The following is a 13,224-nucleotide window of genomic DNA, read 5'->3' on the forward strand; positions in this document are numbered from 1 at the left end:
GGACGTTCCGTGAAACCGCCCCGCGAAGGCGTGCGGCCTGCTCAACTTTGTCTCAGGGACACGGCCGCGGGCGACCGCGGTGAAACGCGGGACATCCGCACGAGCGCTGCGTAAAGGAGGCCGTCGTGAGACGAGTGCGCCCTGGGGTGGCAGCGGCTCGTGGGAGTACCGGCGGGGCCGGTTCGGCGGCGCAGCGCCCGCCCGGCGAGGAGCGCGCCCTGACCAGCGTGGCCGCCGGTGAGCGCTACCGGGCGCAGGAGGTCGCCGAGTCGAAGGGCGGGCAGCCCGTGGAGGTCGCCCGGCTGTGGCACGTCACCCTCAGCGTCTCCGGCGAGGAGGCCCCGGTGCAGGAGGTCCGGCGGGCTCTGGAACAGCTCGCCCACGATCATCCGTTCCTCCTGACCAGCAGATACGCGGGCGATCACGCCGAGATCCGGTACTGGGAGGAGGCCCGCGACCTGCATGACGCGGCGGCCGTCGCCCTGCGCCTGTGGGGCGAGCACCGCCAGACGGCCGGCCTGCCCCCCTGGGAGATCGTCGGCCTCGAGGTCATCGACCGCCAGACGTACCACCAACGCATCGCGGAGGGCTACGGACCGGCCCCGGCGACGCCGGTGGGGGTCCACCCCTACTGACGCCCCCCTCGCCGCCGCGCCCGAGGAGGTCTCCCCGGGGAATCTCGGGGTGTGGAACGAGCGGTGAGCGGGCCGGTGCGGCGCACTACCCTTCCCTTATGACCACGCTCTCGCCGTACGACTCCATGTCCCCGGTCACCCGGGCCGCCTACCGCGCCAAGGCGGCCGCCGCCGACCTCGCGCCGCTGCCCCGGGCCGCCAAGGACGACGCGCTGCTCGCCATCGCGGACGCACTGGAGGTCCGTACGAGCGAGATCGTCGAGGCCAACGCCGCGGACATCGCCAAGGCCCGCGAGGCCGGCACCAGCGAAGCGATCGTCGACCGGCTGACCCTCACCCCGGAGCGGGTCCGTGCCATCGCCTCCGATGTGCGGGACGTCGTCGCGCTGCCCGACCCGGTCGGCGAGGTCGTCCGCGGGTCGACCCTGCCCAACGGCATCGACCTGCGCCAGGTGCGGGTCCCGCTCGGCGTCGTCGGCATCATCTACGAAGCCCGCCCGAACGTCACCGTGGACGCCGCCGCGCTCTGCCTGAAGTCGGGCAACGCGGTCCTGCTGCGCGGCTCCTCCTCCGCCTACGAGTCGAACAGCGCCCTCGTCCGGGTGATCCGCGACGCGGTGGGCGGGGCCGGGCTGCCCGCCGACGCCGTGCAGCTCGTGCCCGGTGAGGGCCGCGACAGCGTCCGCGAGCTGATGCGCGCCCGCGGACTGGTCGACGTCCTCATCCCGCGCGGCGGCGCCTCGCTCATCCAGACCGTGGTCACGGAGTCCACCGTCCCGGTCATCGAGACCGGCACCGGCAACTGCCATGTCTACGTCGACGCCCACGCCGACCTCGACATGGCGATCGACATCCTGATCAACTCCAAGGCCCACCGGGTCAGCGTCTGCAACGCCGCCGAGACCCTCCTCGTCCACCAGGACATCGCCCCGGAATTCCTGCCCCGTGCCCTCGACGCCCTCGCGGAGGCGGGCGTGACCGTGCACGCCGACGAGCGCGTGCTGGCGTACGCCGAGGACTCCAAGGCGACCGTCGTCGAGGCGACCCCGGAGGACTGGGAGACCGAGTACCTCTCCTACGACATCGCCGCCGCCGTGGTCGACTCGCTGGACCGGGCCGTCGAGCACATCCGGCTGTGGACCTCCGGCCACACCGAGGCCATCGTCACCACCTCGCAGCAGGCGGCCCGCCGTTTCACCCAGCTGGTCGACTCCACCACGGTGGCCGTCAACGCCTCCACCCGCTTCACCGACGGGGGCCAGTTCGGCTTCGGCGCCGAGATCGGCATCTCCACCCAGAAGCTGCACGCCCGCGGTCCTATGGGCCTGCCGGAGCTGACCAGCACGAAGTACATCGTCACGGGCGACGGACACGTCCGGCGCTGACCCGGGCGCCGGGGGACGCCCGAACGGCCGAGTGCGCCGCCGCGCGCCGGCCGCCGTGAAAGGCGTCTCATCCGGCCCATGAATTTCCCTTCCGCCTGCCCAAATTGACCCCCCAGGTCTACTCTGGACATGTGCCGGAGGACGTGGGGGGTACGCCGTTCCCTGACGGCTGGGAGCCCGACGACGACCACGACCGCGGGGTGTCGGACGAAGAGTTCGCCTCCGTGGTCTTCGACGAGGCCTTCGTACGGGCGGCCGTGGTGCACGAGCCGACCGCCGTCGAACGCCTCCTTGCCGCCGCGGAGGCGAGAGCCGAGGCCTCGGAGGCCGAGGCCCGCAGAGCCCGCGCCAGAGGCGACCGCTACGAGGATGTCTACGGCGCGGACGATTTCGGCCATGATCCGGACCTCGACGACCCGGACGACGCCGACCTCGCCGAAGGCTGGGAGCGTGGCTACGGCGCCCACGGGCCGTACGGCCGACAGAGCCGCTGGCATCGCCCCGTCGCCTGGATGCTCGCCCTGGTCATGGGCGTCGGCATGGTCGCGCTGGCTTTCGCCGCGGTCTACCGGGGCACCTCCTCGGGCAGCCGCGACCAGGTGCCGTCGCCCGCCACGACCGGACTCGAACAGGGGAGCGTGCCCCCGCCCTCCGCCTCCGCCGACCAGTCCCGGCCACCCGTCTCGGCGGTTCCGCGCACTCCCTGAACGCCTGTACGGCGCAACGTCGTACGAGCCGTGTGCGCGTGGGCGCGAAACCGGTGAGCCTCTGTCAGAACTTGTCGTGCAGCGGGGCGTTTACCCGAGGTCCGCGCGACCTACTCTGAAAGTATGGCCGGCCCTGGAGACCCACCGGAGGGGACACCCGAGGGCACTCCCGGAGGTGAGGACGAGTACCGATCCGTCGTCTTCGACGAATCGTTCATCCGCGCTGCCCGCATCCAGGAGTACTCCGCCCACGAACGCCTGGCCGACCACGCCCCCGCCGTCCGCCGCCGCCCCGCGCGGCGACGAGGCGGCCTGTCCCGGCAGGCCCTGGCCCTGGTACTGCTGATGGCCATCGCCTTCGGCACCGCCGTCTACATGGGATTGCGCAGCCCCTACCAGACCCAGGCGGCCCGCCGCACCGCCGAACCGCTGCGGATGACCGTCATCCCGCTCTCCCCGCAGGGCGCCGTGCCCGGGGCGGCCGCTTCCGAAGCGCTCTTCGCGCACAGCCCCGCCGCGCAGTTCCGCATCGGCGCGGAAGGCGTCCCGCTGCCCGCCTCGCGGCGCACCGCGCACTTCTCCGACAGCCAGGTCGTGGCGGCGCTGACCACGGCCAAGGAGTACATCGTGCACTCCTCCCTCTATCCGGAGGTGCTCACCGGGCAGCAGGTGCGGCCCGTGCGGGCGCTGATCGACGCCGACCAGCTCGACCAGTTCGACGAGAGCTTCAGCCATCCCGCCGCCGACGGCCGGCACGCGCCGACCGGCTGGCTGGTCCGCTTCGATCCCGCCCTGGCCCAGCTGGCCGACCGCAAGGTCCGGGTCCAGGGCACCTTGCAGGCCGCCGAGACCGACTCCTCGACCCTCGAGGTCACCGCGGACCACACCCTCGTGTACGCGCTGCGACCCGCCGGCGCCGCCGCCGACGCCCCGGCCTCCCTGTTCACCGTCCGCCGCGAGCTGCAGTTCCGCTTCGACCGCGAGGACCTGCGCACCCACCAGCTCCAGCTGATCGTGTCCTACGTCCAGGCGGGGCCGCTCTCCTGCGCCGAGGACTCCACGAACCATCTGCGGCCGCTGCTGGCCGGCCAGGCCGCGAAGACGGGCGGCCCGGCCGGTACGGACCCCTACGCGACCGGCGGGGCGACGGCCCTGTGCGGGGCCCTGGCGACGAGCGCGCAGCCCAGGGTGTGAGGCCGGGGCGGGGGAGCGGAGCCGTTCACTTCCCGCCGTGCGGAGGCGTGTCCTGCGGGCCCTGCGCCCCGCCCTCTCCGTCCGCCCGTCCCTCTTCGTCCGCCCGTCCCTCTCCGTCGGCTCCGTCCGATCCGTTGCGCGGCCGGTCCTGCGACGGAGTCGGGCCGGTGAAGCCGTCGAAACCGCGCCGGACGCGGCCGCCCAGGCCGCCGGCACCGCCGGCTATGTCGCTGACCAGCTTCATCAGCGGGTCCTTGGAACTCTTGACGCTCGTCGCGTAGTGGGCGGCGGACTCCCGGAAGGAGTCGGTGACCGAGGCGTCCTTGTCCTCGCCGCGCCGCGGGTAGTGGCCGTCCATGATCCGCTGGTGGTCGCGGGACTCCGCCCACTTCTTCAGCTCGGCCGCACGCACCGTGGTGAAGGGATGGGTGCGGGGGAGCACATTGAGGATCTTCAGCACGGAGTCGCGCAGGTCGCCGCCCGACTCGTACTCCTCGGCCTGCTGCAGGAACGCGTCCACGTTCATCTCGTGCAGGTGGTTTCCTCCGGCGATCTTCATCAGTCCCCGCATCGAGGCCTTCACGTCCTGGCCGACGAGGAGACCCGCGCGGTCGGCGGACAGCTCCGACTTGCGGAACCACTCGCGCAGCGCCGTCACGATCGCCATGATCGCGAGGTTGCCCAGCGGGATCCAGGCGACCCGGACGGCCAGGTTCGTCAGGAACAGCAGGATCGTGCGGTACACGGCGTGCCCGGACAGCGCGTGGCCCACCTCGTGCCCGACCACCGCCCGCATCTCCTCCTCGTCGAGCAGCTCGACGAGGCCGGTGGTGACCACGATGACCGGCTCGTCCAGACCGATGCACATGGCGTTGGGCTGCGGGTCCTGGTTGACGTACATCGGCGGGACCTTCTCCAGGTCCAGGATGTAGCAGGCGTCCCGCAGCATGTCGTTGAGGTGCGAGAACTGCTGGTCGGAGACCCGCACGGAGTCGGACAGGAACAGCAGCCTGAGGCTGCGCTCCGGCAGCAGCCCGCTGAGCGCCTTGAACACCGTGTCGAAACCGCTCAGCTTGCGCAGCGCCACCAGGGCGGAACGGTCGGCGGGGTGCTCGTACGCACGCGAGGAGATTCCCGGGAAGCGCCTGCGCTGCCTGCTCGGCACGCGCTCGTGGCCGGCGCCCTTGTGCTCGTGGCCGTCGTCGGACATGTCTTCCCCCATGTGCGTCTGTGTGGCCCTTTATCTGACCCTTTACGGACCCTTGTGAGGTCCTTTGCGCCCCCCGAGCAGAGGCCGGCCCAGGCGGAGTTACCGTGGACGGGCACTACACCGAAGGAGTCCCGTCCATGGAGCACCATCCCGCAGCCGCCTGGCTCTCCGAGGCCGTCGGCGCCGCCCAGCAGCAGGGGCCGGGGAATCTGCTCCGCGTCGTACTGATCGTGATGATCCTGGGCTGTGCGCTCACCGCGTGGTTCCTGTTGCGGGGCTACAAGCGGAAAGACGACTGAGCCGACGGGAAGGTTCCCAATGGCGGAGTCGGCGTGATCGCCGCCGAGCCGCCCGTTTACGATGGGCCGACGTCTTTATCCCGCCCTCCCCCACTCTCGACCTCGCTCGAGCGGGGGGACCTCCATCGGATAGGTCCTGCCGAAGATGAGCCTTCACAGCGCCGCTGCCCAGTTGGTCACCCTCGCCGCCGAGGGCGAGGAGCACGGCGGCAACCACCAGAGCCTCGACCCGCTGGTCACGGGTGGCGGCGCCTTCATCATCCTGCTGCTCCTCCTGTGGATCACCACCCGCTTCAACCGCGACCGCTGAGCCTTCGGTGTTCGACGACGGGCAGTCCGGCATAGCGGGGCGCTCCGGGCATTCGCCGGCCGGGGCCCCGCGACCGGGCCGGTAGGGTCTGCACGCATGGGAGAGCAGGACATGGCCACCGGCCCGTCGAACAACGGCAGGCGCCGCCTCGGCGTCATGGGTGGAACGTTCGATCCGATCCACCACGGGCACCTCGTGGCGGCCAGTGAGGTCGCCGCGCAGTTCCACCTGGACGAGGTCGTGTTCGTCCCCACCGGTCAGCCCTGGCAGAAGAGCCACCGCAGCGTCTCCCCCGCGGAGGACCGCTACCTGATGACGGTCATCGCGACCGCCGAGAACCCGCAGTTCTCGGTCAGCCGCATCGACATCGACCGCGGCGGCCCCACCTACACCGTGGACACACTGCGCGACCTGCGGGCTCTCAACCCCGAGAGCGACCTCTTCTTCATCACCGGCGCCGACGCCCTGGGGCAGATCCTGACCTGGCGGGACAGCGCCGAACTGTTCTCTCTCTCGCATTTCATCGGTGTCACCCGGCCGGGGCACAACCTCATGGATCCCGGTCTGCCCGAAGGCGGCGTCTCGCTCGTCGAGGTGCCCGCGCTCGCCATCTCCTCCACCGACTGCCGTGCGAGAGTCGCCAAGGGCGACCCCGTCTGGTACCTGGTGCCGGACGGCGTCGTGCGCTACATCGACAAGCGCGAGCTGTACCGCGGCGAGTGAGCCGAGAGGGGTACCGGTGAACGACCGACACGACGCGGGGTACGGGGGCGACCAGTACGAACTCGTCGGCTATGACGAGTACGGCCAGCCCGTCTACCGGCAGGTCCCGCCCCAGCAGGCCCCCCAGCAGCCCTACGACCCGTACGGGCAGCAGTACCAGGGGCAGCAGGGCCAGAACCAGGGCCACGGGCAGCAGGGGTACGGCTACGACCCGTACGGCACGGGCGGGCAGCAGACGCCCGCCTACGACCCGTACGACACCGGCCCGCAGCCGTCCGCCCCCGCCTACGACCCGTACGGCACCGCGACGCAGGCCCCCTACGACCCCTACGGGCAGACCGCCGCCGGGCAGCAGCCCCGGGCCGAACAGGCACGGACCGCCGAGCAGACCGCCTACATCCCGCAGCAGGCCGGACCGGCCGAGCCGCGGGCCGGAGCCGGCGCGGACAGCGACACGGGGCACGGGTCCGGCCCCGGCACCGGCAACGGCACCGATGGCGAGGCGACGGACGCCCAGCGCGGCCGGGGCGCCGCCGGAGCCGCCGGGCAGGGCCAAGGGGAGTACCACACCGAGCAGTTCGCGTTCGTGGAGGAGCCCGACGGCGACTCCGAGGACGTCATCGACTGGCTGAACTTCACCGAGAACCGCACCGAGCGCCGTGAGGAGGCCAAGCGGCGCGCCCGCAGCCGGCTCGTCGCCCTGGTCGTGGTCCTGGCTCTGGTCGCCGTCGGCGGCGTGGGTTACCTCTGGTATGCCGGGAAGCTGCCCGGTCTGTCGTCGTCCTCGGACTCCGGCGCGGGCACCAGGACCGCGGCCGCCGCCCAGAAGCGTGACGTGGTCGTGGTCCACCTGCACGACACCGCGGGGGGCGGCACCTCCACGGCCCTGCTCGTCGACAACACCACCACCAAGCAGGCCACCACCGTCCTGCTGCCCAACTCCCTCGTCCTCACGCAGGACGACGGCACCACGACGACCCTGGCCAAATCCGTCGACGACGACGGCTCCGACGGCACGCGCGGCGCGCTGGACACCGTGCTCGGCACCCGGATCCAGGGCACCTGGCGCCTCGACACCCCGTACCTGCAGAACCTCGTCGACCTCGTCGGCGGCATCGAGGTCGACACCGACACGGCCGTGCCCGGCCCCAACGCCAAGAAGGGCGAGACGCCCCTCGTCGCCAAGGGCGAGAACCAGACCCTCAGCGGCAAGATGGCGGTCGCCTATGCCACCCACCGCGCCGAGGGCGAGGCCCAGAACGCCCAGCTGGAGCGGTTCGGCCAGGTCATGCAGGGCGTGCTGCGCAAGGTGTCCTCCGACGCCCAGGGCGCCACCGTCACCGTGCAGACCCTCGCGCAGATTCTCGACCCTTCACTGACCGACAAGGATCTCGGGGCCTTCCTGGCCAAGCTCGCCGACCTCGCCAAGGGCGGCGACTACAAGACCGCCCTGCTGCCGGTCCAGGCCGACGGCACGCTCAGCGCCGAGGCCAGTGCGAGCGTCGTCAAGGACGTCCTCGGCGGGACCGCGAAGAGTCCCGACAAGGACGCGGCGGTCAGTGTCTTCGTCCAGAACGCCAGTGGTGCCAAGGCCGACACCGAGGACGCGCGCGTGGTGCTCCTCAACGGCGGTTTCACCTTCGTGGAGGGCGGCGCCCCGTCCGGCACGAAGGCCGAGTCCCAGGTTCTGTACGGGGACGCCGCGAACAAGCAGAACGCCGTCGAGGTCGCCAAGACCCTGGGGCTGGACACCGACGCCGTGAAGAAGGGCGCCGTCTCGGGTAACGCCGACGTGGCGGTCGTCCTGGGCAAGGACTACAAACGCTCCTCCACCGGATGACCCGGCGGGCAGGACGCGCGGGAGGCGCGACAGCAGGCGGCCCCCGCGGGTGATCCCCTCGTCACGCGGGGTGCCGTAATCACGTGGGGTGCCGTCGGCGGTCCGTGAGACCCTTGAGGTCAAGTGTCCGCCGACGGAAAGCCACGTAGTGACCGCCACCGACCGCTCCATCGATCTCATCAACATCGCTGCCCAGGCGGCAGCCGACAAGCTCGCGCACGACATCATCGCCTACGACGTCAGCGACGTGCTGTCGATCACGGACGCCTTCCTGCTGGCCTCCGCACCCAACGACCGCCAGGTCAAGTCGATCGTCGACGAGATCGAGGAGCGCCTCCAGAAGGAGCTCGGCGTCAAGCCGGTGCGCCGTGAGGGCGACCGCGACGCCCGCTGGATCCTGCTCGACTACGTCGACATCGTCGTCCACGTCCAGCACAGCGAGGAGCGCGTCTTCTACGCCCTCGAGCGCCTGTGGAAGGACTGCCCCGAGCTGGCGCTGCCCGCCGACGCCCTCGCGACCCGCGGCAAGGCCCAGGAGCACGCCAAACTGCAGGCCGAGGAGGACGAGACCGCCGGATTCGAGGAGCTGCGGTGACAGCCCCGGAGCAGACGACGACCCGTCAGCCACGCCGTGGCCGCCGGGTCATCCTCTGGCGGCACGGCCAGACCGCCTGGAACGTGGAGCGCCGCTTCCAGGGCACCACGGACGTCGAGCTGACCGAGACCGGCGTGGCTCAGGCCCGCCGCGCCGCCCGGCTGCTCGCCTCCCTCAGGCCCGACGCCATCGTCGCCTCGGACCTGTCGCGGGCCGCCGACACGGCCGCCGAGCTCGCCGCGCTCACCGGCCTCGAGGTCACCCACGACGAGTCCCTGCGCGAGACCTACGCGGGCGCGTGGCAGGGGCTGACGCACGAGGAGATCATCGCCCGGCACGGCGCGGAGTACACCGCGTGGAAGCGCGGCGAGCCGGTGCGCCGCGGCGGCGGCGAGCTGGAGACCGAGGTGGCCGACCGCGCCGCCCCCGTCGTCGTACGGCACGCCGAGAAGCTGCCCGAGGACGGGACGCTCGTCGTCGTCAGCCACGGCGGCACCATCCGCACGACCATCGGCCGTCTTCTCGGTCTGGAGGCGCACAGCTGGGAGAGCCTCGGCGGGCTCTCCAACTGCTGCTGGTCAGTGCTCGGCGAGGGCGCCAGGGGCTGGCGTCTGCTCGAGCACAACGCCGGCACCCTGCCCGAGCCGGTGCTCGGCGACGACGACTGAGCGACCGGTCGGGCCGGCGAGCCTCGGATTTCACTTTCCGGCAGGTCGCAGGCTAGAGTTCTTCTTGTTCGCACCGCCGAGCGGGGCGAAACACCATGCGGTTCCACCGCGTGGCGCGAGGGGCTATAGCTCAGTTGGTAGAGCGCCTGCATGGCATGCAGGAGGTCAGGAGTTCAATTCTCCTTAGCTCCACGGATTGGCCGGTCGGTCGACACTCTGTTGAGTTGTCAAAGATCGAAAGAGGCCGGTCGATATCGTTTCAGGAAGTCCCGCCCCTCAGGGGGCGGGATTTTTTGTCGTCCCGCTCCGCAACAGAGCCGTGCGCCGTTCCGTCTCCTCGTCGTCGGGTGTGTAGACGACGATCCTGCACTCAGGCATCCCGTCGATCGTCAGCGAGGTGGAGGTCATCCGCAGCTCGCCCACGGCCGCATGCCGGAACACCTTCACGCGACGGCCGGGCTCCGCCACGTCACCGGTCTTCCACAACTGTGAGAACAGCGGACTCGCCTCGGACAGCCTGCGTATGAAGTCCTCCCAAGCCGGCTCGCCGGCATGCAGTCCGTAGGCCGCCCGCAGAGTCGCCACCATCACCCGCAGTTCCTTGTCGCGGAACAGCAGCGGGCAGTCCTCCTCCCGCACGGTGAACAGCCGCCACAGGGCGTTGTCGGGGCCCGGCGCGCAGGCATCGACCGAGGTGATGAACAGGTCACGGTAGACGCTGTTGGAGGCCAGGATGTCGTAGCGCGAGTTGTAGACCACGGCCGGCCGGGGCGCCAGCGCGTCGATGATGCCCTGGATCTCGGGGCCCACGCTCTGCACCAGGGCCTCCGGGGCCGCCGTGAACGGCACCTCCGCAAGGTGATAGAGGTGCTCCCGCTCCGGCGGGTCCAGCCGCAGCGTGCGCGCGACGGCGTCGAGGACCTGTGCGGAGGCGTTGATCGGCCGCCCCTGCTCCAGCCAGGTGTACCAGGTGACGCCGACGCCCGAGAGCTGGGCCACCTCCTCGCGCCGCAGCCCCGGCGTGCGGCGCCGCAGTCCGGGCGGCATTCCGACGTCGCCCGGTGTCACCCTGGCCCGCCTGCTGCGCAGGAAGGCGGACAGCTCGGGCCGGCGCCGTGCCGTCCCCCCGGGCTTCGGGCGCCCCGGCTCCGCCCCCGGCCGCAGAACCGTCCGGGGTCCCGCCTCCGGTCCGCTTCCCGGCCCGGGTCCCGACGCGGCCCGTGCCCCGCGCTCCGCCCGCTGTTCCGCCCGTGCGCGTGTCTGTGTGCCTGTCCGCGTCCCCATCGTCACGCCCCCCATCATCACGCCCCCCATGGTCGACCTCCCGCCCGTCCCCTGCCAGGTGCTGTCAGTACCAGCATCGGCGGGCTCTCGGCACCCGTACCGGATCCTCGTCACGCTCGACGGCATGACGACGAAACCCCGGACGAGCCCGGTTCCCCCGGCTGTCCCCACCGCTTCACGTCCTGCTGCCAGTAAAGACCCCGCCACTGACAGTCAGCCCCGGCGGCTGCTGGCGGTGGTGCTCGCAGCCCAGTTCATGGCACTGCTCGACGTCTTCATCGTGAACGTCGCGGCCCCCACGATCGGTTCCGACCTCCACGCCTCCGGCGCCGATCTCCAACTGGTCGTCGCCGGTTACGCCATCACGTACTCCGTGCTGCTGATCACCGGTGCGCGGCTCGGCGACCGGTTCGGACCCGGCCGCGTCCATCTGGTCGGGCTCGCCCTCTTCACGGCCGCCTCGCTGGCCTGCGGTCTGGCGCAGGGCAGCACCGAGCTGATCGTGTTCCGGCTGGTGCAGGGCGCGGGGTCGGCGGTGATGATTCCGCAGGTACTGAGCCTGATCCAGCGCACGTTCAGCGGGGAGGCGCGGGTCCGGGCTCTCGGCGTCTACTCCGCGGTCCTCGCGGTCGGGGCGGCCGCCGGACAGGTGGCGGGAGGAGTGCTGGTGGACGCCGATCTGCTGGGCACCGGCTGGCGGCCGGTGTTCCTCGTGAACGTGCCGGTGGGCCTCGTCCTGCTGGTGGTGGGAAGGCGCGTCCTGCCGCGGGGCGGCGGACTGCCGGGGCACTCGGCGGCGGTCGCGGACGCTGGGGCGGTGCGGGCGCGGGAGGCGGGCGCAGCGGCGCGGAGCAGGGCGCGCAGGATGGACTGGCCCGGTCTCGTGCTTCTGGGCGCTGCCGTGTCGCTGGTCACGGTCCCGCTCGTGCTCGGGCGGGAGGAGGACTGGCCTTTGTGGTCCTGGTCGTCATTGGCGGCCGGAGCCCTGGTGTTCCTGCTGTTCTGCGGCGCCGAGTCCCGGCTCGCCCGGCGTGGCGGCGACCCGCTGATCGCGCCCCGGGTACTGCGTCACCCCGGGATGGCGCTCGCCGTCCTGCGGGTGATGGCCGTCATGGCGGTCAACGGGGGCTTTCTGTTCGTGCTGACCTTGCACGTTCAGGGCGGCCTCGGGTTCAGCGCGCTGCGCGCGGGTCTCACCTTCGCGCCGACGGCGGTCGTCTTCGGCGCGGTCGGGCTGACCTGGCGCAGATGGCCGGCCTCCTGGCAACGGGCCCTGATTCCTTCCGGGTTCGCGCTGCTCGCGCTGTCCGTGGTCGTGGTGGGCCTGGTCTTCCGGGGCGGTGACGACGGGGGCGCGTGGCTCTACGCGGCCTATGCCGGAGTGGGCGTCGGGCTCGCGCTCGCCTTCAGCCCGGCGCTGACCGGTGCGCTGGCCGCCGTGCTGCCCGAGGACGCGGCGGACGCCGGCGGGCTGCTGGCCACGGTCACCCAGCTCGGGCAGCTGATCGGTGTCGCCGCCTTCGGCACACTGTTCTTCAACCGCCTTGAGTCACTTGGTGCTCCGCAGGCGTATACCTCTGCGGAAGCGCTTCTCACATGCATGTTCGCGCTCGCTACGACAGCTGCCCTGGGTGCCGTGTCCGGACTGGTACTGAGGCGTCGCTGACCGTATTGGTCCGGCCGTGGCAGAATCAAACGACCGGAGGGGGCGCGGCCCGACGGGAGGGAGTAGCGATGCCTGCGAGCATCCGCGGAGAGGTCGGTCGTCTCTCCGGAGCAGCGGTGGTGCGGGACAAGGCCACCCGTCTCGGTTGCCCCTCCTGCGGTTCGGCCCATGTGGCTCAGGTTCTCGGCGACAACGGAGGGGTTTCCTACGTGTGCACGGCCTGCGGCCACAGCTGGAGCTGATCGATGGGTGCACACAGGCGGAAGTGCGACTGGTGCGGCAGCGGCACCCCGATCGTCCGTGACATGGAACCGGTCAACCCCGACTATCAGTACTGGTGCGAGGAATGCGCGCGGGCGCTGATCATAAAGGGCGACCCGATCGAGACGTACCGCGAACTCGAGGGGGAGCCGATCTACGGCCGGCTCCTCGAGGAGCACTGCACGCTCAAGCGGTTCTATTCGTTCGTCACCGCTTGACGTCGCGTAAGGGTCTAAATCGGACGGGGCGGAAAGGATTTGGCGGTCCGCCGCCGGACCGGTAAAGTTGGCGTCGCCGCCGGGGAAACCGGGCGGCACGGTCAAGATCGCGGCTCTGCCGCTTGGCCACGAGGGGCTATAGCTCAGTTGGTAGAGCGCCTGCATGGCATGCAGGAGGTCAGGAGTTCAATTCTCCTTAGCTCCACAACAGATCCCGCCGGGTCGAATG

General features: G+C 71.2%; 14 protein-coding genes and 2 tRNA genes. 14 read left to right on the plus strand and 2 right to left on the minus strand.

What is annotated here, in order from left to right:
- The first annotated feature begins 125 nt into the window (after nucleotides 1–125).
- From ACN6LD_RS21530 to ACN6LD_RS21545, 4 genes are all read left to right on the plus strand, one after another.
- Nucleotides 126–635 carry a hypothetical protein gene (locus ACN6LD_RS21530; RefSeq protein WP_319193364.1) on the plus strand — a complete coding sequence of 170 codons (510 nt, stop codon included), beginning with the start codon at nucleotides 126–128 and terminating at the stop codon, nucleotides 633–635.
- A 98-nt stretch (nucleotides 636–733) separates the two neighbouring features.
- Nucleotides 734–2,020 carry a glutamate-5-semialdehyde dehydrogenase gene (locus ACN6LD_RS21535; RefSeq protein WP_319193362.1) on the plus strand — a complete coding sequence of 429 codons (1,287 nt, stop codon included), beginning with the start codon at nucleotides 734–736 and terminating at the stop codon, nucleotides 2,018–2,020.
- A gap of 131 nt (nucleotides 2,021–2,151) precedes the next feature.
- Nucleotides 2,152–2,727: an SCO2584 family spore wall biosynthesis protein gene (locus ACN6LD_RS21540; protein ID WP_319193360.1), complete on the plus strand. Its 576-nt coding sequence runs from the start codon at nucleotides 2,152–2,154 to the stop codon at nucleotides 2,725–2,727.
- Between the two features lie 123 nt (nucleotides 2,728–2,850).
- Nucleotides 2,851–3,921 carry an SCO2583 family membrane protein gene (locus tag ACN6LD_RS21545; RefSeq protein WP_445044029.1) on the plus strand — a complete coding sequence of 357 codons (1,071 nt, stop codon included), beginning with the start codon at nucleotides 2,851–2,853 and terminating at the stop codon, nucleotides 3,919–3,921.
- Nucleotides 3,922–3,946: 25 nt separating this feature from the next.
- Here ACN6LD_RS21545 and ACN6LD_RS21550 read toward each other — a convergent pair whose 3' ends face one another.
- Nucleotides 3,947–5,131, minus strand: a complete 1,185-nt coding sequence (locus ACN6LD_RS21550; RefSeq protein WP_319193382.1) for a M48 family metallopeptidase — start codon at nucleotides 5,129–5,131, stop codon at nucleotides 3,947–3,949.
- Between the two features lie 137 nt (nucleotides 5,132–5,268).
- On the opposite strand from ACN6LD_RS21550, the gene ACN6LD_RS21555 reads away from it, so the two are divergent.
- The 7 genes from ACN6LD_RS21555 to ACN6LD_RS21585 all read left to right on the plus strand — a co-directional run bounded on the left by ACN6LD_RS21555 (nucleotide 5,269) and on the right by ACN6LD_RS21585 (nucleotide 9,758).
- The gene (locus ACN6LD_RS21555; protein ID WP_266717635.1) at nucleotides 5,269–5,430 is read left to right on the plus strand and encodes a hypothetical protein; all 162 of its coding nucleotides are present in this window, start codon (nucleotides 5,269–5,271) and stop codon (nucleotides 5,428–5,430) included.
- Nucleotides 5,431–5,575: 145 nt separating this feature from the next.
- Complete coding sequence (locus tag ACN6LD_RS21560; protein WP_199863660.1) at nucleotides 5,576–5,740, plus strand: hypothetical protein; 165 nt, start codon at nucleotides 5,576–5,578, stop codon at nucleotides 5,738–5,740.
- 96 nt (nucleotides 5,741–5,836) lie between these two features.
- On the plus strand, nucleotides 5,837–6,463 hold the full coding sequence (gene nadD, locus ACN6LD_RS21565; RefSeq protein WP_319193356.1) for a nicotinate-nucleotide adenylyltransferase: 627 nt from the start codon (nucleotides 5,837–5,839) through the stop codon (nucleotides 6,461–6,463).
- A 16-nt stretch (nucleotides 6,464–6,479) separates the two neighbouring features.
- Nucleotides 6,480–8,303, plus strand: coding sequence for an LCP family protein (locus tag ACN6LD_RS21570; protein WP_445044030.1), 1,824 nt, complete (start codon nucleotides 6,480–6,482; stop codon nucleotides 8,301–8,303).
- Between the two features lie 148 nt (nucleotides 8,304–8,451).
- A complete protein-coding gene (rsfS, locus tag ACN6LD_RS21575) occupies nucleotides 8,452–8,898 on the plus strand; it encodes a ribosome silencing factor (RefSeq protein WP_319193354.1) in 447 nt (148 codons plus the stop codon).
- The gene (locus ACN6LD_RS21580) at nucleotides 8,895–9,566 is read left to right on the plus strand and encodes a histidine phosphatase family protein (protein ID WP_319193352.1); all 672 of its coding nucleotides are present in this window, start codon (nucleotides 8,895–8,897) and stop codon (nucleotides 9,564–9,566) included. The genes rsfS and ACN6LD_RS21580 overlap by 4 nt, the downstream gene beginning before the upstream one ends.
- 119 nt (nucleotides 9,567–9,685) lie before the next feature.
- Nucleotides 9,686–9,758 (plus strand) — tRNA-Ala (locus ACN6LD_RS21585).
- A gap of 84 nt (nucleotides 9,759–9,842) precedes the next feature.
- On the opposite strand, the gene ACN6LD_RS21590 is transcribed toward ACN6LD_RS21585, so the two are convergent.
- Nucleotides 9,843–10,730, minus strand: a complete 888-nt coding sequence (locus tag ACN6LD_RS21590) for a helix-turn-helix transcriptional regulator (RefSeq protein WP_445044036.1) — start codon at nucleotides 10,728–10,730, stop codon at nucleotides 9,843–9,845.
- 244 nt (nucleotides 10,731–10,974) lie between these two features.
- Between ACN6LD_RS21590 and ACN6LD_RS21595 the strand changes: the two genes are divergently transcribed.
- From ACN6LD_RS21595 to ACN6LD_RS21605, 3 genes are all read left to right on the plus strand, one after another.
- Complete coding sequence (locus ACN6LD_RS21595; protein WP_445044031.1) at nucleotides 10,975–12,516, plus strand: MFS transporter; 1,542 nt, start codon at nucleotides 10,975–10,977, stop codon at nucleotides 12,514–12,516.
- A 245-nt stretch (nucleotides 12,517–12,761) separates the two neighbouring features.
- On the plus strand, nucleotides 12,762–12,995 hold the full coding sequence (locus ACN6LD_RS21600) for a hypothetical protein (RefSeq protein WP_003976229.1): 234 nt from the start codon (nucleotides 12,762–12,764) through the stop codon (nucleotides 12,993–12,995).
- 132 nt (nucleotides 12,996–13,127) lie between these two features.
- Nucleotides 13,128–13,200, plus strand: a tRNA-Ala gene (locus tag ACN6LD_RS21605).
- Nucleotides 13,201–13,224: the final 24 nt, after the last annotated feature.

It is taken from the genome of Streptomyces sp. SAS_272 (genome assembly GCF_052543235.1).

Excerpts from the sequence above, each read along its gene's own strand:
- ACN6LD_RS21550 (WP_319193382.1), bottom strand. The coding sequence starts at position 5,131 with ATGTCCGACGACGGCCACGAGCACAAGGGCGCCGGCCACGAGCGCGTG.
- ACN6LD_RS21555 (WP_266717635.1), top strand. The coding sequence starts at position 5,269 with ATGGAGCACCATCCCGCAGCCGCCTGGCTCTCCGAGGCCGTCGGCGCC.
- ACN6LD_RS21560 (WP_199863660.1), top strand. The coding sequence starts at position 5,576 with ATGAGCCTTCACAGCGCCGCTGCCCAGTTGGTCACCCTCGCCGCCGAG.
- ACN6LD_RS21545 (WP_445044029.1), top strand. The coding sequence starts at position 2,851 with ATGGCCGGCCCTGGAGACCCACCGGAGGGGACACCCGAGGGCACTCCC.
- ACN6LD_RS21595 (WP_445044031.1), top strand. The coding sequence starts at position 10,975 with ATGACGACGAAACCCCGGACGAGCCCGGTTCCCCCGGCTGTCCCCACC.
- nadD (WP_319193356.1), top strand. The coding sequence starts at position 5,837 with ATGGGAGAGCAGGACATGGCCACCGGCCCGTCGAACAACGGCAGGCGC.
- ACN6LD_RS21600 (WP_003976229.1), top strand. The coding sequence starts at position 12,762 with ATGGGTGCACACAGGCGGAAGTGCGACTGGTGCGGCAGCGGCACCCCG.
- ACN6LD_RS21535 (WP_319193362.1), top strand. The coding sequence starts at position 734 with ATGACCACGCTCTCGCCGTACGACTCCATGTCCCCGGTCACCCGGGCC.